The organism is Propionicimonas sp. T2.31MG-18, from assembly GCF_964266745.1.
Lineage (GTDB): Bacteria > Actinomycetota > Actinomycetes > Propionibacteriales > Propionibacteriaceae > Propionicimonas.
The window spans coordinates 541,530-563,493 of record NZ_CAXWGX010000023.1; the positions used below are offsets into that span (position 1 = coordinate 541,530).

General features: G+C 71.0%; 16 protein-coding genes. 12 read left to right on the plus strand and 4 right to left on the minus strand.

Annotated elements, in window-relative coordinates:
- The first annotated feature begins 53 nt into the window (after positions 1-53).
- From ACFQQJ_RS10520 to ACFQQJ_RS10530, 3 genes are all read left to right on the plus strand, one after another.
- On the plus strand, positions 54-2,810 hold the full coding sequence (locus tag ACFQQJ_RS10520; RefSeq protein WP_377106277.1) for a LuxR C-terminal-related transcriptional regulator: 2,757 nt from the start codon (positions 54-56) through the stop codon (positions 2,808-2,810).
- A gap of 120 nt (positions 2,811-2,930) precedes the next feature.
- The gene (locus ACFQQJ_RS10525; protein WP_377106278.1) at positions 2,931-3,599 is read left to right on the plus strand and encodes a hypothetical protein; all 669 of its coding nucleotides are present in this window, start codon (positions 2,931-2,933) and stop codon (positions 3,597-3,599) included.
- A gap of 79 nt (positions 3,600-3,678) precedes the next feature.
- A complete protein-coding gene (locus ACFQQJ_RS10530; RefSeq protein WP_377106279.1) occupies positions 3,679-3,960 on the plus strand; it encodes a hypothetical protein in 282 nt (93 codons plus the stop codon).
- Positions 3,961-4,024: 64 nt separating this feature from the next.
- Here ACFQQJ_RS10530 and ACFQQJ_RS10535 read toward each other — a convergent pair whose 3' ends face one another.
- Together ACFQQJ_RS10535 and ACFQQJ_RS10540 are read right to left on the minus strand one after the other, a co-directional pair.
- Positions 4,025-4,696, minus strand: coding sequence for a ThuA domain-containing protein (locus tag ACFQQJ_RS10535; RefSeq protein ID WP_377106280.1), 672 nt, complete (start codon positions 4,694-4,696; stop codon positions 4,025-4,027).
- Positions 4,693-5,898 (minus strand): ROK family protein, encoded by a 1,206-nt coding sequence (locus ACFQQJ_RS10540; protein WP_377106282.1) that lies wholly within the window; start codon positions 5,896-5,898, stop codon positions 4,693-4,695. Before ACFQQJ_RS10540 ends, ACFQQJ_RS10535 begins: the two co-directional genes overlap by 4 nt.
- A 134-nt stretch (positions 5,899-6,032) precedes the next feature.
- Here ACFQQJ_RS10540 and ACFQQJ_RS10545 point away from each other — a divergent pair, with 134 nt between their 5' ends.
- From ACFQQJ_RS10545 to ACFQQJ_RS10570, 6 genes are all read left to right on the plus strand, one after another.
- On the plus strand, positions 6,033-7,553 hold the full coding sequence (locus ACFQQJ_RS10545; protein WP_377106284.1) for a sugar ABC transporter ATP-binding protein: 1,521 nt from the start codon (positions 6,033-6,035) through the stop codon (positions 7,551-7,553).
- A complete protein-coding gene (locus ACFQQJ_RS10550; RefSeq protein ID WP_377106285.1) occupies positions 7,550-8,545 on the plus strand; it encodes an ABC transporter permease in 996 nt (331 codons plus the stop codon). Before ACFQQJ_RS10545 ends, ACFQQJ_RS10550 begins: the two co-directional genes overlap by 4 nt.
- A 49-nt stretch (positions 8,546-8,594) precedes the next feature.
- A complete protein-coding gene (locus tag ACFQQJ_RS10555; RefSeq protein WP_377106287.1) occupies positions 8,595-9,650 on the plus strand; it encodes a substrate-binding domain-containing protein in 1,056 nt (351 codons plus the stop codon).
- Between the two features lie 62 nt (positions 9,651-9,712).
- Positions 9,713-10,885, plus strand: coding sequence for a Gfo/Idh/MocA family protein (locus tag ACFQQJ_RS10560; RefSeq protein WP_377106289.1), 1,173 nt, complete (start codon positions 9,713-9,715; stop codon positions 10,883-10,885).
- A 42-nt stretch (positions 10,886-10,927) separates the two neighbouring features.
- Positions 10,928-11,926, plus strand: a complete 999-nt coding sequence (locus ACFQQJ_RS10565) for a sugar phosphate isomerase/epimerase family protein (protein ID WP_377106291.1) — start codon at positions 10,928-10,930, stop codon at positions 11,924-11,926.
- A gap of 178 nt (positions 11,927-12,104) precedes the next feature.
- Positions 12,105-14,366 (plus strand): hypothetical protein, encoded by a 2,262-nt coding sequence (locus ACFQQJ_RS10570; protein ID WP_377106293.1) that lies wholly within the window; start codon positions 12,105-12,107, stop codon positions 14,364-14,366.
- 3 nt (positions 14,367-14,369) lie between these two features.
- Here the strand turns inward: ACFQQJ_RS10570 and ACFQQJ_RS10575 are convergent, their stop codons facing one another.
- Positions 14,370-15,158 (minus strand): hypothetical protein, encoded by a 789-nt coding sequence (locus ACFQQJ_RS10575; protein WP_377106295.1) that lies wholly within the window; start codon positions 15,156-15,158, stop codon positions 14,370-14,372.
- Positions 15,159-15,433: 275 nt separating this feature from the next.
- Positions 15,434-16,780, minus strand: coding sequence for a DUF222 domain-containing protein (locus tag ACFQQJ_RS10580; protein WP_377106297.1), 1,347 nt, complete (start codon positions 16,778-16,780; stop codon positions 15,434-15,436).
- 185 nt (positions 16,781-16,965) lie between these two features.
- On the opposite strand from ACFQQJ_RS10580, the gene ACFQQJ_RS10585 reads away from it, so the two are divergent.
- The 3 genes from ACFQQJ_RS10585 to ACFQQJ_RS10595 all read left to right on the plus strand — a co-directional run bounded on the left by ACFQQJ_RS10585 (position 16,966) and on the right by ACFQQJ_RS10595 (position 21,964).
- A complete protein-coding gene (locus tag ACFQQJ_RS10585; protein ID WP_377106298.1) occupies positions 16,966-17,310 on the plus strand; it encodes a hypothetical protein in 345 nt (114 codons plus the stop codon).
- A gap of 143 nt (positions 17,311-17,453) precedes the next feature.
- Positions 17,454-18,947 (plus strand): glycosyltransferase family 2 protein, encoded by a 1,494-nt coding sequence (locus ACFQQJ_RS10590; RefSeq protein ID WP_377106300.1) that lies wholly within the window; start codon positions 17,454-17,456, stop codon positions 18,945-18,947.
- A gap of 17 nt (positions 18,948-18,964) precedes the next feature.
- Positions 18,965-21,964: a hypothetical protein gene (locus tag ACFQQJ_RS10595; protein WP_377106302.1), complete on the plus strand. Its 3,000-nt coding sequence runs from the start codon at positions 18,965-18,967 to the stop codon at positions 21,962-21,964.

Genomic DNA, 21,964 nt, shown 5'->3' on the forward strand with positions numbered 1-21,964 from the left:
ACCGGCGGGGTGCGGGCGTGCCGGGCGACCGGTCCGGCCGCTACCGTGTGGCCATGCCGCCGGGTGCCAAGCTGCGGGTCCCGCTCCCGCGCCGGACCCTCGTGGCCCGCGCGCGCCTGGCGAACCCCTTCCTCGCACCGGGCCCCCTGCCGCGGCTGGTACTGCTCGCCGCTCCGCCGGGGTTCGGCAAGACCACCCTGCTCGTCCAGTGGCTGGCAGAGGCCGCCGGGGTCGACGCGGCCGGAGAGGCCGGCATCCGGGTCGCCTGGCTCACCCTCGACGAGTCGGACACGGACGTGACGCAGTTCCTCTCCGGCCTGGTGGCCGCGCTCGCCGTGGCCGCGGACGGCGTGGCCGTCGAGGCCGGGGCGTTGCTCGATTCCGATCGGCCGGTGGCGCCCGAGGACGTGCTGGTCAGCATCGTCAATGACCTCGACGCCCTCGCCGGCCGGACCGTGATCGCGCTCGACGACCTCCACCGTGCCGCAGGACCGGCCGTCCACGAGGCCGTCACCTTCCTGCTGGAGAACCTGCCACCCCACGTCGTGGTCGCGGCCACGACCCGGGCCGACCCGCCACTCCCGCTCACCCGGCTGCGGGCCAGGGGCGAGCTGGTCGAGGTCCGCGTGGCCGACCTGCGCCTCACCACGGAGGAGTCGGAGGCGTTCCTGCGGACGGTGATGGAGCTCGACCTCGACACCGCGCAGGTGACGGCGCTGACCGCCAGGACCGAAGGCTGGCTGGCCGGCCTGCAGCTGGCGGCGCTGTCGGCGCGCTCGCGCACCGCCTCCGGCGCAGCGGCGGTCGACGGCTTCGTCCGGGACTTCACCGGGAGCCACCGGTTCGTCCTCGACTACCTGGTGGAGGAGGTGCTCGACACGCAGCCCGCCGACGCCCGCGAGTTCCTGCTGCTCACCTCTGTGCTCGAACGCCTGAGCGGGCCGCTGTGCGAGGCGGTCACCGGCACGGACGGGGGGCAGCAACGGCTCGTTCAGCTCGAGGCGGCGAACGTGTTCCTCACGGCGCTCGACGACGACCGCCGCTGGTTCCGCTACCACCAGCTGTTCGCCGAGGCCGTCCGGGCCCGCCTCGGCGCCGAGCGCCCGGACGCGGTGCCCGGCCTGCACCTGGCGGCGAGCCGCTGGTACGCGTCGCAGGGCCTGCTCGAGGACGCTCTGGCCCACGCGAGCGCCGGTGGCGAGCCCGAGTGGGTGGCCGGGCTCGTGGAGTACGCGCTTCCCGGGCTGCGGCGGCGGCGCCGCGACCGGACGTTGCTCCGCCTGGTGAGCGGCCTGCCGGACGATGCCGCGCGGCGCCGTCCGGTCCTGGCCACGGCCCGCGCCTGGCAGATGCTCGTCGCCGGCGACCTGCCCGCGGCGGGTGAGTGGCTGGAGGTCGCCGAAGCCGTCCTCCTCGAGCCGACCCCGCCCCCGGACGCGGGCTCCCCGGTGCCCGACGACCTCGCTGCCGCCCGTGACGACGAGCGCCGTACCGCGCCCGCGAGCATCGCGGTCTATCGGGCCGCGCTGGCGCAGGCGGCCGGCGACGTGGTCGGGACCGTCCGGCACGCACGGGCCGCGCAGGCGCTCGCGGAACCGGGCGACCACCTCGTCCAGGGAGCCGCGTCCGGCTTCCTCGGGCTCGCCGCCTGGGCGGGGGGCGAGCTGGGCCTGGCGATCGAGACCTTCCGGGGGGCTGTCGGCCACCTCGTCGCCGCGGGGAGCCTCAGCGACGGGCTCGGCAGCACGGTCGTCCTGGCCGATATGGCCCTCGCGAACGGCCGCCCGCTCGAGGCCCGGCAACTCTACGAGCGGGCGCTCGCGGATGCCGGGCAGAATCCGGCGGCGGGCGCCATGGTGGTCGGCGACCTCCACGTCGGCCTGGCCGATGTCCTCCGCGAGCAGGGCGACCTGGACGCGGCGGCGCGGCACCTGGCGGACGCCCGTGACCTCGGCGAGGCGGCCTCCCTGCAGGAGAACCGGTTCCGCTGGCACGCGGTGCGGGCCGGCCTGCTGCGGGCCGGCGGTGACGTCGAAGCCGCGCTGCAGGAACTCGCCGCCGCCGAGCGGCTGTACCTTCCGGGGTTCTTCCCCGACACGCGGCCGCTGCCGGCCGGACGGGCGCGGCTGCTGATCGCGGGTGGACGTCTCCGCGAGGCGCGGGAGTGGGCGGCCGAGAGAGGGGTGGCCGATGCCGACCCCGCGGCGTACCTCAGCGAGTACGACCTCCTGACCCTGGCGCGGCTGGTGGTCGCGGAGCAGCGATCCGGCGTCCCCGGGGCGGACGCGGGGCTGCGCCGGGTGCTCACCGTCCTGGACGGCGTCGTCGCCGCGGCGGAATCAGCGGGCCGGTGGGGGAGCCTGGTGGAGGCACGGATGGTGCGGGCGCTGGCCCTGCAGGCGCTCGGGGAGGAGCGGCGCGCGCAGGCGTCCCTCGCACAGGCCCTGGCCGACGGCGCTCCCGCCGGCTACGTGCGGCTGTTCCTCGACGAGGGCGCCGCCATGGGCGAGCTCCTTGCCGGCGTCTCAGCTTCGAAGGAACCCTCTGCCGCACTGGCCCGGCACCTCCTCGGCCGGACCGGGGCCGGGCTGCCCGACCTGCGCCTGGGCCTGCCGGGCGAACCGCTCAGCGAACGGGAGCTGGACGTCCTCCGGCTGTTGGCGAGCGACCTCAGCGGGCCCGAGATCGCGTCGCACCTGTTCGTCTCCATCAACACCCTTCGGACCCACACCCGGCACATCTTCACCAAGCTCGACGTGAGGACGCGGCGCGCCGCGGTGAGCCGCGCCCGTGAACGCGGGCTCCTCTAGGCGGCCGCCTCACCACCGGCGATCACATCATCTGGCGATGTGGACTCACCACCTGCGGCCCTAGCGTCCCTGGCATCACGGACGCCCGTCCGGACGGAGACCCACACCAGGAGCGACACCATGACCCTCTCGAACCGCCGGCTCGGCCAGATCGCCGGAGCCTGCCTCGGCGCCGCGGGCGCCATCTTCATCGGCATCCAGATCAACCACCCCCCGCTCACGCTGGAGTTCGTGGGCACGGCGGAGTTCCTCGTCCGGCAGACCCTGAAGGCGGTCATGACGGTGCTGGTCCTCGTCGGCGTCGCCGCCCTGTACACCAGGCACGCGGGCCGCCTGGGCGTGCTGGGCCTGGTCGGCTCCCTGCTGTTCAGCGCCGGCTACCTGGCCATGTTCAGCGTCGAGATCATCGCCGGCTACGTCCTCCCCGCGATCGTGCGGACCTCGCCCGGCTACGTCCAGGACGTGCTGACCGCCGCCCTCGGCGGCACCCCGGCCGGTGACATCGGCAACGTTCAGGTGTTGCTGAGCGTCTCCGGCATCGGCTACATGGTCGGTGGGCTGGTCTTCGGCATCGCGCTCTTCCGCGGCGGCGTCGTCGCCCGCTGGGCGAGTGCGCTGCTGGCCGTGGCCACCATCAGCACCCTCGCGCTGGCCGTCCTGCCGGAGGCGTTCAACCGTCCGTTCGCGATCCCGACCGGCATCGCGCTGATGGGTCTGGGCTGGTCGGCGTGGCGCCGGGCGTCCGCCCCGGCGGAGGAACGGCCGGTTCGGGTCGCCCAGGCCGTGTGATGATCCCGACCGCGAGCACCGACCGGTGCGGGCCGCGGATGTGGCGGGCCGCGGCCCTCACGGGAACGGGAGGCCTCCGATGAGCGGGAGCGGCGGCTTCACCGTCCGCGTCGAAGGGCACCTGGACGACCACCACGCGGGCCGGCCCGGGGGGTGGGCGCTGGAACGCCACCCCGACGGCACCACCTCCCTGACCGCCCCCGAGGCCGACCAGGCGCAGCTGCACGGCCTGCTGACCGGACTGCGGGACCTCGGCATCGCGCTGGTCGCGGTGGCGAGGGTGGACGCGCCCCCCTCGACCGGGTGCTCGACCTCGCCGCCACCGGGCACGGCCACGCCACCGAGGCGTCGTGGAGGCTGACGGAGCGGCCGGGATGCGCCGCGAGCACGCACGGGTCAGGCGTGACCGTGCCGCGCCGTCCTCGTCAGCGAGCGGCCCAGAGCATGCCCCGGGTGATCAGTTCGTGGAGCGTCGGGTGGCGCAGGTCGTCCACGCCGTGGCCCAGGGTCGTGATGAAGATCCGGCCCGCGCCCCACTGGCGGGTCCACGCGACCGGGGCGCGGTACGGACGGGGCCACGGGTCGCCCGGGCGCGGCACGATGTCGGTCGTCGCCAGCACCGTCGACAGGCTGTCGCAGAGCACCCAGTACTGCTCGGAGGTGATGTCGAAGTCGGGCAGGCCGGCCGTGAGCGCGTGGGCCGCGCCCTCCTCCGAGAACGTCACCCGGTACGGAACCATGCCGTGCGGGTGGGCGGTGAACACCCCGCCGAGCATCTGGCTGTACTCGACGGTCTGGCGGAAGGCGTCGAGCACCCCGCCGTGCCAGCCGGCGAAGCCGACGCCGCTGGTGATCGCCTCGCGCAGGCCGCGGAACTCGTCGAGCAGGATGTCGCCCTGCGTCCAGGACTGGACGATCAGCGATAGCGAGCCCATCAGTTCTGCGTCGGCGTAGGCCTCGAGGGAGTCCTCGACGATCACCTCGAACCCGGACGCGGCGAGGAAGCCGGTGAACTCGTCGGTGGAGGCCTCAGGGGTGTGGCCCTCCCAGCCGCCACGCACGACAAGGGCCCGCCGCACGGATTCACCCGTCGTCATGACTCTCCTTCGCGCGCTTCGCTGCCGTCGACCAGGGCCTCGATGGCGGCCGGTGACAGGATCTGGTCGCACACCAGGGTGCTGGCACCTATGATTCCGGCCCGCGGTCCCGCAAGGGAAGCGGTGATCAGCAAGTTCTGGGTCGCCAGCGGGAGCGATTTCGCGTACACCGACTCCCGGATGCCGGCGATCAATTGCTCGTGGGCCTGCGCGAGGATCCCGCCCACCGCGATCACAGAGGGGTTCAGCAGGGACACCACACCGGCGAGGACGTCTCCGGCGGTGCGTCCCGCGTCACGCATCACCTGGATGGCTGTCTTGTCGCCCGAGCGGACGAGGGCCACGATGTCGGCGCCGGAGGTCGCCGTCCGTCCCGCCCGCTCCAGCTGCTCCAGCAGGGCGGGCACGCCGATGACCGCCTCGAGGCAGCCCGTCCCGCCGCAGTGGCACAGGTTGGGCGGTCCGCCGGGCACCCGGACGTGGCCGATGTCGCCGCTGGAGCCCTGGGCCCCGCGCCGGATCTGGCCGTCGAGGATGATCCCCAGGCCGACGCCCGTGGCGAACTTCACGTACAGCAGGTCCGCGACGTCCTTCCACGCGTGGGCGTGCTCACCGATCGCCATCATGTTGGCGTCGTTGTCGACGTAGACCGGCACGTCGAAGGCGCTGCGGAGCCGGCCGACGATGTCGAACCCGTCCCAGCCCGGCATGATCGGGGGGCTCGAGGGCCGTCCGGTCGAGTGGGTGACCGGGCCCGGCACGCCGATGCCGACACCCCTGAGGCGGGCGGGGTCGATCCCGGCCTCGGCGAGGAGTTCGCGGCACACCTCGACGACCCGTCCGAGAACGGCCTCCGGCCCGAGGTCGACGCTGAGCGCGAGGTGCCTCTCGGCAAGGATGTGCACCGACAGGTCGGTGAGCCCGACGCGCACGTGGCTCGCCCCGATGTCGATAGCGAGGACGGCGCCGGCGTCGGGAAGGAAGAAGAAGGACGCCGCCGGCCTGCCCATCGCGGCCGACCGCTCGCCGATCTGCCCGATCAGTCCGAGTTCGGAGAGAGTGTCCAGGCGCGCGGCGATGGTCGAGCGGGCCTGGCCGGTGATCGCCACCAGTTGCGCGCGCGTCCGCGGCTCGGACCGCAGGAGCTGGAAGACCTCACCGATGCCGGGGGCTCGGGGGAGGATCCGTTGCAGCTCTTCCATGGCAGAAGTTAATCACCCCTCACCCTCGAATTCTGCATCCCTTCGACAACTGGATGCTCAGCGTCGAGCGATAACAGGTTGGTAACGAACCGACTTTTGCTTGACGGATGTCAAAAGTGGGCTAGCCTCGGACCATGGTCACGGACGATCATCAGGGAGCTCCACTGCTCACCGCGAGCGGTGTGGTGAAGCACTTCCCCGGCGCCAAGGCGCTGGACGGGGTCGACCTGGACGTCTACCCCGGGGAGGTCCACTGCCTGCTCGGACAGAACGGCGCCGGCAAGTCCACGCTGATCAAGGTCCTGGCCGGGGCCCACCGGCCCGACGCGGGCGTGATCACCTGGCAGGGTCAGGAGGTCTCGTTCCCCACCCCGGTCGCCGCGCTCCGTGCCGGGATCGCGACCATGTACCAGGAGCTGGACGTCGTCGACGGGCTCACCGTGGCGGAGAACATCTTCCTGGGCAACGAGGTCAGCGCCGGCGGCTTCATCCAGCGCACGTCCGCCCACGCCCGCACCCGGGAGGTGCTGCAGCGGCTGGGCCACGCCAACATCGCCCCCGGAACCGAGGTGGAGTCACTCTCCGCCGCGGGCAAGCAGGTGGTCTCGATGGCCCGCGCGCTCTCCCACGACGCGAAGCTGATCATCATGGACGAGCCGTCCGCCGTCCTCGACTCCGAGGAGGTGGCGAACCTCTTCCGGGTGGTCAGGGACCTGGTCGCCAACGGCATCGCCGTGATCTACATCTCGCACCGGCTGGAGGAGATCCGCCAGATCGGCGACCGGCTGACCGTGCTGAAGGACGGCAAGACGGTGGCCAGCGGCCTGCGGGTGAGCGACACCACGACGTCCCAGGTCGTCGCGATGATGACCGGGCACGAGGGCACCCTGGACTTCCCGCCCCGCACTGCGGAGGTGTCCGACGAGGTCGTGCTGAGCGTGCGCGATCTCGCTCTCGACGGCGTGTTCCGCGACGTCAGCTTCGACGTCCACGCCGGCGAGATCGTCGGGCTGGCCGGGCTCGTCGGCTCCGGGCGCTCGGAGATCCTCGAGACCGTCTACGGGGCGCGGCGTGCCACGTCCGGCGAGGTGCGCGTCTCCGGCGTGCCGGTCGGGCGCGGCAACGTCGCGGCCAGCGTGGCGAAGGGCATGGGCTTCTGCCCCGAGGAGCGGAAGAGCCAGGGCCTGCTGCTGGACGAGTCGGTGACGCGCAACATCACACTGTCGATCTTCGCCCGCCTGGCCCGGCTCGGCTTCGTCGACGACGCGGCGGAGCTCGGCATCGCCCGCGAGCAGGTGGGCAGGCTCGGCATCGTCCCCGCGCGGCCCGAGCGGGAGGCCCGCACGCTGTCGGGCGGCAACCAGCAGAAGATCCTCCTGGGCCGCTGGCTCGCGCACGGCACGAAGGTCCTGTTCCTGGACGAGCCCACGCGCGGCGTCGACGTGGGGGCCAGGGCCGAGGCCTACCAGTTGATCAGGGAGCTGGCGGCCACCGGCGTCGCCATCGTCATCGTGTCCTCCGAACTGGAGGAGGTCGTCGGCCTCGCCGACCGGGTGCTGGTGATCTCGGACGGACGGGTCGTCCACGCCGCCCCGGCAGCGGAGATCGACGAGCACCAGATTCTCGACCTCATCGTGGAAGGAACCCCGGCATGAGCGCCCAGGCCCCTGCTGTCCCCGCCACCTCCCGGCGGCGCCTGCCACCGAGCGTCACGAGGAACCTCGGCCTGGTCATCGCCTTCCTGGTGATCTGCCTGATCGGCTACCTGACGGCCGGCGCGCGGTTCGCCAGCATCGACAACACCATGACGATCCTGCGCCTCGCGGCGATCATCGGGGTGGTCTCGATCGGGCAGTGCTTCGTGATCACCTCCGGTGGCATCGACCTGTCGGTGGGGTCGATGCTCGGCCTGGCGACGGTGTGGGCCACCACCGGGGCGACCCAGTACTACGCCGACTCCACCACGTGGCTCCTGATGGTCTTCGTCGCGCTCGCCGTCGGCGTGGTGGGCGGCATCCTCAACGGGGTGATGGTGGCGTACGGCAAGATCGTGCCCTTCATGGCGACCCTCGCCCTGCTCGTCGCGGCCAAGGGCCTGGCGGAGTGGATCGCCAACCGCCAGACGCAGATCATCAAGGTCCGCGGCTTCGAGCAGTTCTTCAGCAACGACCCTCTCGGCATCCCCGTCCTGGTCTGGATCTTCGCCCTGGTCGCCGCCGGCGGCTGGGTGCTGTACAACCGGACGACCTTCGGGCGCCGGACGATCGCCATCGGCGGCAACGTCGAGGCGACCCGGCTCGCGGGGATCAAGACCGATCGCCACATCGTGATGCTGTACGCGCTCAGCGGCCTGACCGTCGGGATCGCCGCCGTGATGATGATGGGCCGCACGATGGCCGGCACGTCCACGCACGGCAGCCTCTACGAGATGGACGCGATCGCCGCCGTCGTCGTCGGCGGCACCCTGCTCAGGGGCGGACGGGGGACCATCTTCGGCACCGTGATCGGCGTCCTGATCTTCACCACGCTCACCAACATCTTCACCCAGAACAACCTGCCGCTGTCGGTGCAGCAGATCGCCAAGGGCGCGATCATCATCGCCGCCGTGCTCCTCCAGCAGTACATCGCCTCCCGCAAGACGGCCTAGCCGTTCAGACGTCCCACAGTCGAAGCAACGCAAACCGAAAGGAACAATGGTGTCTCTCTCCCTCTCACGGCGCGTCCTCTGGAGCGCAAGCCTCGCCCTCGCCGCGGGCCTGTCCCTCAGCGCCTGCACCGGCGCGGCCCCGACGGCCGCCCCGTCCGCTCCCGCGGCCACGACCAGCGCCGCGCCGGGTGACGGCAACAACGCCGCAGGCGAGAAGGTCGTCATCGGCTTCTCGGCCCCCGCCGCCGACCACGGCTGGATGGGTGCCATCACGAAGGCCGCGATCGCCGAGGCAGCCAAGTTCCCCGATGTGGAGCTGAAGGTCGCCGAGGGCACCAACGACGTGAACCTCCAGATCAGCCAGGTCGAGACCTTCATCAACGACAAGGTCGACGCCATCGTGATCCTGCCCTACGACGGTGCCGCGCTCACCCCGGTGGCCCTCAAGGCGATGCAGGCCGGCATCCCGGTGATCAACGTCGACCGCGAGTTCGACTCCCCGTTCGCCGCCCGCTCGACCATCCTCGGTGACAACTACGGCATGGGCATCTCCGCCGGCACCTACGTCTGCGAGAAGCTGGGCGACAAGAAGGACGCCGTCGTCGCCGAGATCGCCGGCATCGACAACCTCCCGCTGACCAAGGACCGCTCGGAGGGCTTCGCCAAGGCGCTGGCCGACTGCGGCCTGAAGGTCTCCAACCGGGTCGCCGCCGACTTCACGGTCCAGGGTGGCGAGCAGGCTGCCTCCAACCTGCTGCAGGCCGCCCCGAAGATCGACGCCATCTGGAACCATGACGACGACCAGGGTGTCGGCGTGATGCAGGCCATCAAGAACTCCGGACGCAGCGAGTTCATCATGGTCGGCGGCGCCGGCTCGGCGAACGTGATGCGCGACATCCAGGCCGACAGCTCCGTGGTGAAGGCCACCGTCGTCTACCCGTCGACCCAGGCCGCCGACGGCATCCGCCTGGCCCGCCTGCTGGTGCAGGGCAAGTCGCTGTCCGACCTGGTCGAGGTCGAGGTGCCCCGCAAGATCACCCTGTTCGCCCCCGTGGTCACCAAGGACAACGTCGACCGGTACCTGCCGACGGCCTTCGAGTCCTGACCGACGCCGTGCCGGGGCGTCCGCCAGCGCCCCGGCACGCACCCACTTCGAACGGAGATGTGATGTCCGACAAACCCCGCCTCAACGTGGGCATGGTGGGCTACGCCTTCATGGGCAAGGCCCACTCGCAGGGCTGGTCGACCGCCCCCCGCTTCTTCGACCTCCCGCGCCGGATCGGGATGACGGCTCTCTGCGGACGCCACGCCGGGCGTACCGAGGAGGCGGCAGCACGGTTCGGCTGGGCATCGGTCGAGACCGACTGGCGCGCCCTGCTCGCCCGTGACGACATCGACCTGATCGACATCTGCACGCCGGGCGACTCGCACGCCGAGATCGCCATCGAGGCGCTGCGGGCCGGCAAGCACGTGCTGTGCGAGAAGCCCCTGGCCAACACGGTGGCCGAGGCGGAGGCGATGAACGCGGCGGCGGTCGAGGCAGCCGCCCACGGCGTGTTCGCCATGGTCGGGTTCACGAACCGTCGGGTTCCCGCGATCGCCCTGGCCAGGAAGCTGATCGCCGACGGTCGCCTGGGCACCGTCCGCCAGGTTCGCGCCGCGTACCAGCAGGACTGGATCGTCGACCCGGACGTGCCGCTGGCCTGGCGGCTCCAGAAGGACAAGGCGGGCTCCGGCTCGCTGGGCGACATCGGCGCGCACATCGCCGACCTCGCGCAGTTCCTGCTCGACGACCGCATCGTTGCGGCGTCGGGGACGCTGGAGACGTTCGTGAAGTCGCGTCCGATCCAGGCGGACGGTACCGGCCTGGCCGGCGCCCAGGCCGGAGAGGGCTTCGGCGAGGTGACCGTCGACGACGCTGCCTGGTTCCTGGGCCGGTTCGCCGGCGGGGCGATCGGGTCGTTCGAGGCCACGCGGTTCGCCACGGGCCGCAAGAACGCCCTGTCCATCGAGGTCAACGGCTCGGACGGTTCGCTGGTCTGGAACCTCGAGGAGCTGAACGTCCTGCACTACTACGACAACCGGATCCCGGCCGTGGAGGCGGGGTTCCGCCGCATCCTCGCGACCGAGCCCGACACGCCCTACTACTCGGCCTGGTGGCCGGCCGGCCACATCATCGGCTGGGAGCACGGCTTCACCCACCAGGTGCGCGACCTGGTGACGGCGATCTCCGCGGGCGAGCAGCCCCGGGCGTCGTTCGCCGACGGCCTCCACGTCCAGAAGGTGCTGGACGCGGTGGAACGCTCGGCCGCCGGCAATGGCGCCTGGCTGGACGTCTGAGCGCCGTCCCGCACCCCAACACGAACGAAAGGACCTTTCCCGATGGCACGACCCGTAACGCTCTTCACCGGCCAGTGGGCCGACCTCCCCTTCGAGGAGGTCGCGAAGCTGGCGTCGGGGTGGGGGTTCGACGGACTGGAGATCGCCTGCTGGGGCGACCACCTGGACGTCTGGCGCGGCGCGACCGACGACGACTACATCGCCGACCGCCTCGCGATCCTCGAGAAGTACAACCTCAAGGTGTTCACCATCTCGAACCACCTCAAGGGACAGGCCGTCTGCGACGACCCGATCGACCAGCGGCACCGTGGCATCGTCCCCGACATCGTCTGGGGCGACGGTGACCCGGAGGGCGTCCGGCAGCGGGCGGCCGAGGAGATGATGAACACGGCCCGGACCGCCCAGCGGCTGGGCGTGAAGACCGTCGTCGGGTTCACCGGCTCGTCGATCTGGAAGTACGTGGCGATGTTCCCGCCGGCCAGCGAGGAGCTGGTGGAGGCCGGCTGGGTGGACTTCAAGAAGCGCTGGGAACCGATCCTCGACGTGTTCGCCGAGTGCGGCGTCCGCTTCGCCGCAGAGGTGCACCCCAGCGAGCTGGCGTACGACTACTGGACCACCCGGAAGATGCTCGAGACGATCGACCGGCCGGAACTGGGGATCAACTGGGATCCCAGCCACATGGTCTGGCAGGACATCGACCCGGCGGGCTTCCTGGCCGACTTCCCCGACAGGATCTACCACGTCCACGCCAAGGACTCGAAGAAGAACCTCAACGGCCGCAACGGCCGGCTGAGCTCGCACCTGCCCTGGGCCGATCCGCGCCGCGGGTGGGACTTCGTGTCGGTGGGCCACGGTGACGTGCCGTGGGAGGCGTGCTTCCGGATGCTCAACCACATCGGCTACGCCGGGCCGATCTCGGTGGAGTGGGAGGACGCGGGCATGGACCGGCTGCGCGGAGCCCCCGAGGCGCTGGCGTTCGTCCGCTCGCAGCTGTGGGATGCCCCCGCCGCGGCGTTCGACGCCGCCTTCGCTGCGAAGTAGCGGAGGAGCGAGACAACACCCGGGGAGACGGTCGCCGAGTTCTCCCCGGGTGTTGCCGTGTCCGGCCGCCGTGGTTCCGAGCGCCGGGACGTGGGCGCCGCCGGGCTTTTGCCGCAATCCCGCGCGGGGTGTGCCGCGCAGGAGGATGCTGGGCGCAGGTGCACACCAGGGGAGAGTCATGACCACCCCAACCCGGAGAACGCTGGCACTGCTCGTCGCCCTCGCCCTGCTGGCGTCCGGCTGTTCGCCGCAGGCCTCCCCGTCGCCGTCGTCGCCGCCCGCCGCCCCGGTGTGGTCGGGCAGCCCGGGGGAGACCTCGCCCACCTGGTCGACCGGTCTCGACCCGGACTCGCAGTTCGGCCTCCACCTGCGCAAGGGCATCGATCCGGTCGTCCGGCCCGAGACCCGTGTGCTGTCGGCGTCCGACGCGTCGAGGATCACCGGGATCACCGTCCTCAACCCCGACGAGTGCCTCAGTGACGCCGATGCGCACCCGATGTGCAGCTACCGGCTCGAGTTCTCCGCGCTCCCTTCCGGTGTGGCCGTCGGGTCTGTGCTGAACAGTGGCGTGACGCCGTCCACGCCCAGCGGGCTGCTCGTGAAGGTCACGGGCATCAGCGGCACCACCGTCGAGGCCGTCCAGGCCACACTCCAGGACGCACTCGTGCAGGGCGAGTTCTGGATCGAGCGCACCTTCAGCCCCGACCAGCTCCGCGGCAAGCCCACCCTGGCCGAGGGCGTGACGCTCCTCCCGCCCGGGAAGAAGGGCAACCGTCGCCTGCTGCCGGACGCCCCGCGGGTGCCGGCCTTCGACCAGATCAGCCTGCCAGGCTCCCTCAGCATCGACGTCGAGCCCGCGGACGGGCTGCACGTGACGGGCACGATCGACTTCGGTGCCGGCTGCGGGCTGGACGGGGGAGTGAACGGCAGCGACATCGCCTGGGTCGAGGCGAGCTGCCACGCGTGGGAGTCGACCGGGCTGACGGTGAACGCCACCCAGACGGGTGCCCGCAAGGCAGAGCGCTACTTCCTGGCCGACTTCCCGATGGCCGCCTTCCCGATCCCGATCGGGCCGGTGATCATCGTCGTCCTCGTGGACATCATGATCACAGTCGACGTGGACGGGATCGTGCACGCGGACATGCACTACGGGGCCACCCAGACCGCGGAGGTCTACGGCTCGCTGCGCTTCAGCGTCACCGACGGCCTCGACCACGACGGCGGGGTGAAGGTGTCCGGGTCGAGCCAGAAGGCGGGGGTGAAGGCCGACGCCTCGGTGACCGTCCTGGGGCGGGCGGAGCTCCGGCTCTCCGCCTACGGGTGCCTCGGCTTCTCCGTGGGTGGGGACGCGAGCGTCACGCTCGCCGGCGGCCCGAACCAGAACCCCCGCTGGCGGATCTCCGGCAACGCCGGGATCTTCGTCAAGGTCTTCCTCGGGTTGTTCGGGGTCGCCGAGCTGAGCGCGTACATCGCCTACCACCTCAAGCAGCCGTTCGTGATCGACACCTACGCCAGCGCACCGCCGAAGATCACCGTGACCTGGCCGACGGAGGGCGCCGTGATCCGGGTGGGCGGCCTGCTGCCACCGAAGGTGGAGGCGAGCGCCCTGGACGACAAGGACGCACCGGTGCCCGTGACGTGGACCGACGAGACCGACCACGTCACCGTGACCGGCTCCCTGCAGACCCTGCCGTGGAAGGCCCTGGGGTCGCACACGATCACGGTCACCGCGACCGACTCCGCCGGGCTTTCCACCACGAAGACCCTGCACGTGACGGTGGCGCCGCCGACGCTCTCGGTCACCCTCCAGGTGCGGACGATCGCCGGTGACCTGGTCAAGGGCCAGCCGACCTTCGCCGTAGGTGCGACCGCGCTCGTCGACGCCGTCATCACCGGGAGCGCGCTGCAGAACGCGCCCTGCTCGGCCCTCCAGTGGACGGCGACCGGTGGGACGGTCACCGGCGACGGCACCTGTCGTGCGCACCTGAAGCTGACCGCGACGGGGACCGCGAGCGTCACCGCCACGATCACCGACTCCTACCAGACGACCGCTTCGGGCACCCGGACCCTCAGCGTGCGGGACGCGCCGTCGGTGGTGGCGCCCCAGTTCGAGGGCATCGACGTGACCGCGGGCGGCGTCCACGTGGCACCGGGCGGCTGGCTGCAGGGCCAGCAGCCCATCCGCCTCACGTTGACCTACCTCAACCGGGACGAGGCGAAGGTGACGCCCGCCTACGCGTGGAGCTACCAGCCCGGCAGCGGGGCGGTGACGACGATGCCCGGTGCGTCCGGCGAGCTGCTCACCTCGACGCGGGACTTCACCCCGCCCAGCCAGTGGGGCTACCACGCGACCTTCACGGTGACGGTGAGGAACAAGGCCACCAACGCGGTGCTGCTGACCCGGAGCTTCCTGGTGAACTGGCAGTCGAACCCGAAGTAGCGCTCAGTCCAGGACGGCCGACTCCTCAGAGCGCGGGGCCCGTCCCACCTGCAGGGTGAAGTACGCGAGTCCGACGGTGCTCACCGCCAGCAGCACGTAGAGCACCCCCGTCGGAGCGGCGGCGTCGTTGGGCAGCAGGGTCGGTGTCAGCGCCACCGCGAGGGTGGTCATCGTCGGCACGGCCACGCCAGTTGAGGCGACGCGCATCACCCCGCCCGCCGGCATCGGTGCCCGGCGCGGCCGGACGAACGCTGTCACGCCTGCCAGGAACTGGACTGCCGCGGTCGACCCCAGGACGAGCCACAGCACCCCCTGGTCGGCCTTGCAGAGTGAGCCCACATAGCGGGTGCCTTCCGCCAAGTAGAGCCAGACGACACACGGCGCGCCGATGCCCACCACGTGGCGGGTCCACCGATCGAGCGAGGGTGAGGCCCCGCAGACCAGCCGGTGCACGGCGAAGAGCAGGACGAGCGCCCCCGTGCCGAAGCCCGCGCCGGCGATGATCTGGTCGGTGGCGAGACGCGCGCTGCCTGCCGGTTCTCCGGCCATCAGGGCGTAGGCCAGCGCGGAGAGGATGAGCCCGATGAAGCTGGACGTCAGTAGTGCAACGGGAAGGTCCCGGTCGCCCGCACCGCGGACCGGGCCGCGCACAAGCCCGCTGGGCGCGTCCTGGCTGTCCTCACGAGGGTGCAGCGCCACAACGAAGATCAGCCCGGCTACCGCAAACCCGGCGAGGGTGCCGCACAGCTGGCACAGGAGTCCGGCGAATGCGGCGCTGTTGTAGGTGGACATCCCCGGTCACCTTCATCCGTCGGTCCCATCCTCCCACCGACGGAGCGACGGCGTTGGCCGAGCGCGAGCCAGCTGTGCGGTGAGTCGGGCGGAGGGGCCCCGCGCGGCACTCCGCATTCGTACCGGAAGACGGCGTCAGCATCTTGGCGAGGGCCATTGTGGCTTTTCCGCGATCGGCGCGAGGCTTTCGTGACAGCTTGTGACCTGCTCGCGCACGCGGAAGGATTTCCGCCGATTCCTGCCGCTGTTTGCCACACCAGCGCTGTCGGCCGATTTCACTCCCGAATGGGGGTGAGGAAACGGGCGTGCACCCGTGGCCGCTGGGTCGGGTCGGCGCGCAGCGGCGGAACGATCTCCGCCCGGCCGTCGTCCCGCAGTCTCACCCGCCAGCGGTCCGCGGTCGGGTCGTGGCCGGGTTCGACGATGCCGTGGTGGTGCGCGCACACCAGGACGAGGTTTCCCAACGAGGTCGGACCGCCCGCCCACCACGGCCGCAGGTGGTGAGCGTGGCAGTCCTGCGGGGGCTTCTCGCAGCCGGGGAACACGCATCCGCCGTCCCGCAGCTCGAGTGCCGCCCTGATCGGGGCCGTGACGAGCCGTTGGGAGCGACCCACGTCGAGCACCTCCGACTGTCCGCCAAGTACCGCGGGCAACACGTCCGCATCACAGAGCAGCCGCCTCAGGACGCCGGCCGACAGCGGCTCCTGGCTGCCCACCAGGTGCCCGGCCAGCAATCCGGCGTCCGCGGCGGTCTTCGCCAGCGAGTCGTAGGAGAGGGTCACGACGACGCGGGGCCGGTCGCCGCCGTTGGCCGGGGCGAGTGACTCCTGGCAGTGGCGGTTCACCATCGTGACGAGCGCGTCTGCCCGGCGCATCGCCGGCGTGACCAGCTCGGACAGCGGGTCGCGGGCCTCGAGCGCGGCCCGCTTGTCTGCTGCCGCGTAAGCGTCGATGATCCGGATGAACGGCTCGGCGTCAGCCACCGGCAGGCTGCCACGAATCTGGACGTTGCCCTGCCCGTCGCCGACGAACTCGAGGTGGCGGCGGGCGCGGGCTGCCCGCTCCTGCCGTTCCAGCCGTGCGGCGGTGAGCGTGTCTGCGGTGTCCGGGTCGAGCACCTCAACAAGGTGGCTGGTGAGCCGGCGGAGCGCCGCCGCATCGTGAGTGGCGGCAAAGCCGACCATCAACTCCTGGCCCCGAACCACCGTGGTCGGGTCGAACTCCGTGGGCAGGTCGGCCAGCACGGAGGTGATCGCCTCGGCCTGGCCGGGCAGGAGAGCTCCTGCGGCGGCAGCCCGTCCGACGACCTCGAATCGCGCCAGCCCCTGCCCGGTCCTGACCAGCCGCCGCGCCTCGCGAGGAGTGAGCCGGGCAGCGTCCGCGAGCCAGGTCGTCGTCGACGTGCCGTACTCGTGCCAGGCCGCGTCGGACGCCTCGATGCGGGCGGCCAGCTGCTGCTGCCAGGCCTGGAGGCGGGCATCGAGCCGCAGGGCGTCCTTCAGGAGCGCGAGCTGCTCCGCGTCGGACGGCAGCCGCAGCCGGTCATCGGTGAGGGCGTCGAGAGCAGCACCGGCGATGGCCAGCAATTGGCCATCGGTCAGCTCGTCGAACCCCTCTTTCATGACTCCACGCTAAACACCGCCACTGACACTTTTCCCCACTCGGGGCGCCCTTCTCCCATTCCTCAAAATACTCATACAGATATCCACAGGAATCGGTTGGGGGGAGAGTTGTCCACAATGGGAGGGATGGCCCGGTTCCGAATCGGACGTCCGAATGCGGCGGCGGTATTCCGTGACTGTCGGTGGTGGCGCCCCAGTTCGAGGGCATCGACGTGACCGCGGGCGGCGTCCACGTGGTCCCGGGCGGCTGGCTGCAGGGCCAGCAGCCCATCCGCCTCACGTTGACCTACCTCAACCGGGACGAGGCGAAGGTGACGCCCGCCTACGCGTGGAGCTACCAGCCCGGCAGCGGGGCGGTGACGACGATGCCCGGTGCGTCCGGCGAGCTGCTCACCTCGACGCGGGACTTCACCCCGCCCAGCCAGTGGGGCTACCACGCGACCTTCACGGTGACGGTGAGGAACAAGGCCACCAACGCGGTGCTGCTGACCCGGAGCTTCCTGGTGAACTGGCAGTCGAACCCGAAGTAGGCCCGACGTCGCCGGACCCGGTGGGGGATCGCCGGCGGCGCCGCCGCCGACGTCAGCGGCGCACATGGCGAAAGTGCGTAATGCCCCCTCCTCCGGCACGGCGATACGCTGTCGCCACCCCGGAGGCCGATGACATGGACTTCATGATCGCAGTTGCCTACCTCGTCGCCGGCGTGGCTGCGGTCTGGCACACGGTCGATCAACTGGCTCTCCTCCGGTGGGCCCGCGCCGCACGTCGCCGCACGGTCGAACCCGAGCCCGGCCTGCCCAGCCCGGCTCCGTTCGTGGTCGTGCAGTTGCCGCTGTACAACGAGCCCCAGGTGGTCGAGCGACTGCTCGACGCTGTCGCCCGGCTCGACTACCCGGCCGGACGCTGGGCGGTGCAGGTGCTCGACGACTCCACCGACCACACTCCCGACCTGGTGGAGGCGTGGATCGCCCGTCACGGTCGCGTTCCGGTGAGCCATGTGCGCCGCCGGCACCGGGACGGGTTCAAGGCGGGCGCGCTGTCCGCAGGCCTGGCGCTGCTGCCGCAGGCTGACTACGTCGCGATCCTCGACGCCGACTTCGTCGTCCCCGTCGACTTCCTGCGCCGGTGCGTGGCGCGGTTCGCACCCGACGTCGCCGTGGTACAGGGTGCGTGGGGCCACCTGAACCCCGACGAGAACCTGTTCACGATCGCCGGGTCGGTGATGATGGACAATCACTTCCAGCTCGAGCAGGCCGGACGCCAGGCGTCCGGCTCGTTCCTCGCGTTCAACGGCACTGCCGGGGTGATCAGCGTGGCCGCGATTCGGGCCGTCGGCGGCTGGCGGTCGGACACCCTCACCGAGGACTTCGACCTCAGCCTCCGGCTTCAGCTGGCCGGCTGGCGGGTGCGGTACGACCCGTCGATCGTGGTGCCGGCCGAAGTGCCGGCGAGCCCGGCGGCGATGCGCCTGCAGCAACACCGCTGGATGCGTGGTGTCGCGCAGAACTCCCGTCGGTTCCTCTCGCGGCTGGCCGGTTCCCGCCTCCGGCTGCGCACGCGCCTGCACCTGGCGAGCCAGGTCTTCGAGACGGGCACCTTCGCCGCCGTCGGCGCCGTGGTCCTCCTCTCACCCCTGGTCGCCTGGCGGGTCGGCGCCGGGGCCATCCCGGCGTGGGTGGGCTGGAACCTCCCACTGCTGGTCGCGTTCGCCGGCCTGCTCCCGGTGTACCTGTTCTCCCTGCGTCCCAGAATCCCGAGCCCCGGGCTCCGGGTCTGGCGCTACCTGCAGTTCCTCCTGGTGTCGGCCTCGTTGGCGATCCACAACGCACTGGCTGTCGCGGCCGGCTGGACGGGACGCCCGGCCGGCTTCGAGCGGACGCCCAAGGCGGGTGGGGGCGGGGGGACGCCGATGCCGGACGAGTCGGCCGGTCGGCGTCCGCGGCGCGCGACGAGGACGCTCGAAGCCATCCTCGGCGTCCTCGTCGGCGCGTCGATCCTGATCATTGGTGTGAGCAACCCCTCCCTCGTCGGCTACCTGTGGCCGAGTCTGGGGTGGGTCGCCGGCACCGTCCTTCTGCTAGCTCGACAGGCGGCCGGGTTGCCGAGAGCGACCTCGCCGCGCCACGGGCCCACCACCGCGGGCCTCGACATCCCATCCCACCACTAGCCCGGGGGTACACCGGAATGGTCACCTTGTTCAACTTCGTCACGATCCGCAATCCACGAACGCCCACCGAGAAGGAGCTTGTCACGGGCTTCTTCAAGCCTCCCGATGGCGGGACGGCCTTGCTGAACGAGGTCGCGGAAGCCCGCGCCAAGGGCGGCGGAGCGGCCCGACGCCGCCTGTTGCGAGCGCGGGGGACCGAGGTCGCGTACGGCAGCGTGGAGGCCTTTGCCGAGCGGGAGCACACGGCGGGGCGTGCCGCCGCCTGGATGCTCGAGAACGGCCCGAACCTCACCGTGGGCAGTCTCGAGGAGCTGCGGTCGCGGCACGAGCCGCTCGATGGGGAGACGCTCGGCCGGATCTGGGACAACCTCGCCATCCTCACCTACGTCGGCGGCTCGCCCGACCTGCGCGAGCAGCTGGTCGCGGCCCTGCGTGCCCACCACGTGCTCACGGCCGAGAAGCCGGCCACCGACGAGGAGGCTCGCCGCCTCGCCGAGGCGACACCACTGTTCACGGCGGCCGTCCACGGCACCACCAGCTTCGTGAAGACCCCTGTCGACAACCCCGCCGACGAGCCCGGGACGGGTCGCAGCGACGCCCATGCGGAGCGGGCGGCGAAGCTCGCGGCGACCCACGCCCGGCTCGCCGCCATCATCGAGCGGGCGAAGGAGACTGCCCGTGCCGCCGCCGTGCAGCCGCCGTTCGTCCCGTTCTACGAATCCGTCGATGACGCGTCGCAGCGACCGGTCGCCAGTGAACCCACCAAGCCGGGCAAGAAGGCAGCGACACGGCCCGGGCCGGACGCGGCGAAGCCGGTGGAACCCACCCGCCTGGTGCTCGACGAGGACGCGATGAGTCGTCTGGACGAGGCGAGCAGGGAGGTGCTCACGGAGCTGGACGTGCGTGTCGGCGACTCGGTGTCGCTCGCGGTGAACCGGATCGTGGCCGAGAGCGCGCGGGTCGGCGCCGAGCAGGCCGCCCTCGCACCCCCACAACGGGTCGCCCGGATCGGCGGCTCGGTCTGGGTGGCCAACGTCGCCCGCCAGTCGGCGGCCACCGAACGCTGGCGGGTCGCGGACGACCGGACGGCCGACCAGTACGGCACGTTCTGGGGTGCGGAACTCGAACCCGTCGAACGGTTCCGGTGCCGCGTCCGTCCGCTCGGGATCGGCGACTTCCGCCGGGTCGAACAGGAGCCGTGCTGCTGGGTGCCGGGGGAGGTGGCCCACATCGAGAACGTGCTCAAGGGCGAGACCAAGGAGCGCACCACCGAGAGCAGGACGACGACGGAGGTGTTCTCCTCGGTCACGCTGGAGGAGGAGACCAACAAGGAGAAGGACACCCAGACCACGGACCGCTTCGAGATGGAGAAGGAGGTTGCCAAGACCCTCGAGCAGAGCCTGAAGTTCGACATCGGCGTGAACGTGAGTGCCAGCTACGGGCCGGTGAAGATCGTGGCGGACACGAAGTTCGCCACCTCGGTCTCCACGAAGGAGGCCGACAAGCAGGCCACCAAGTTCGCCAAGGAGGTCACCGACAAGACCGTCGAGAAGGTGATCAGCCGGACGAAGGAGGAGCGGTCCACCCGAACCACCACCGAGTTCTCCGAACGCAACCTGCACAAGCTGGAGGCCGTCGACGACCATGTCGTGGGCCTGTACCGCTGGGTCGACAAGATCTACAAGGCCAAGGTGGTCAACTACGGCAAGCGGCTCATGTTCGAGTTCCTGGTACCCGAGCCGGCAGCCTTCCACCTGTACGCCCAGACCGATCCGGGAAGCGACGCGAGTGGTGGCCTGGTGAAGCCGATCGACCCGCGCTCCGATGAGGCGGCCTCGGCCTACGGCCGGCCGAAGCTGGCCGATTTCAGCGTGGTGAGCGAGACGAACTACGCGTTCTGGGCAGCGACCTATGGCGCCCTGGTGGAGCCGCCACCGGCGATCACGGTCACCACCTCGAAGGCGTACAGCCGTGCGGACATGGACCAGACCGTCCAGTTCGCCGACTCCAAGACCGACCTCGCGATGCCCGCCGGCTACGACGCGTCGACCTTCTTCTGCAGCTACGCGCTGCACAGCGAGAACCAGAGCGGCGGCAACAACTGGATCACCACCATGATCGGCCGGCAGTCGAAGTTCACGACGACCGGCGGGTCGTTCTCCGGCTTCCTGGACGGCGAGGACGACCTGGTGCCGGTCAACACCGTCGGCCGCACCCGGTTCTACGCCCTCAACGTCGAGGTCAACTGCACCCGGCGTCCCGAGGCGTACCTGGCGTGGAAGCAGAAGACGTTCCGGGCGATCATCGACGGCTACACGTCCCAGCTCGCCGCCTACGAGACCGCCCTGGCACAGCTGAAGGCCCAAGCCGGAGTCGAGATCCAGGGCAACAACCCCGCGTTCAACCGCCAGACCGAAGCCGAGGAACTCCAGAAGGGGTGCCTTCGCCTTCTGACCAGCTGCGTCGACCTGCCCTCGGACGCCATGAAGGACGGCGGGGAGTACGGGTACCCCGAGTTCGACTGCTGCGAGGCGATCCGCGACGGCAGCATCGTGCAGTTCTTCCAGCAACTGTTCGAGTGGCCGCTGATCACCTACTCGTTCTACCCGTACTTCTGGGGCCGGAAGGCGAAGTGGGTGGAGCTGTATCACCTCGATGACGTCGACCCGATCTTCCGGTCGTTCCTGCGCTCCGGGTTCGCCCGTGTCGTCGTGCCCGTGCGGCCCGGCTACGAGAAGGCAGCGCTCCGGTTCCTCGCCGACGGCAGCATCTGGGACGGCGGCGCCACCCCCGGCGTGGACGACCCGATGTACGTCGCCATCGAGAACGACCTGAAGGAGCCGGTCGGGGTGGTCGACCCCGACATCGAACCATGGGAGATCAAGCTCCCGACCACGCTGACCGTGTTGCAGTGCGAGTCCGGCTGCGTCCCCGGCACCGGGCTCCCGTGTCCGTGCCAGGACGAGGAGACCGACCACGACCATGACGAGGACGACACCGAGGATGACGACGGGTAG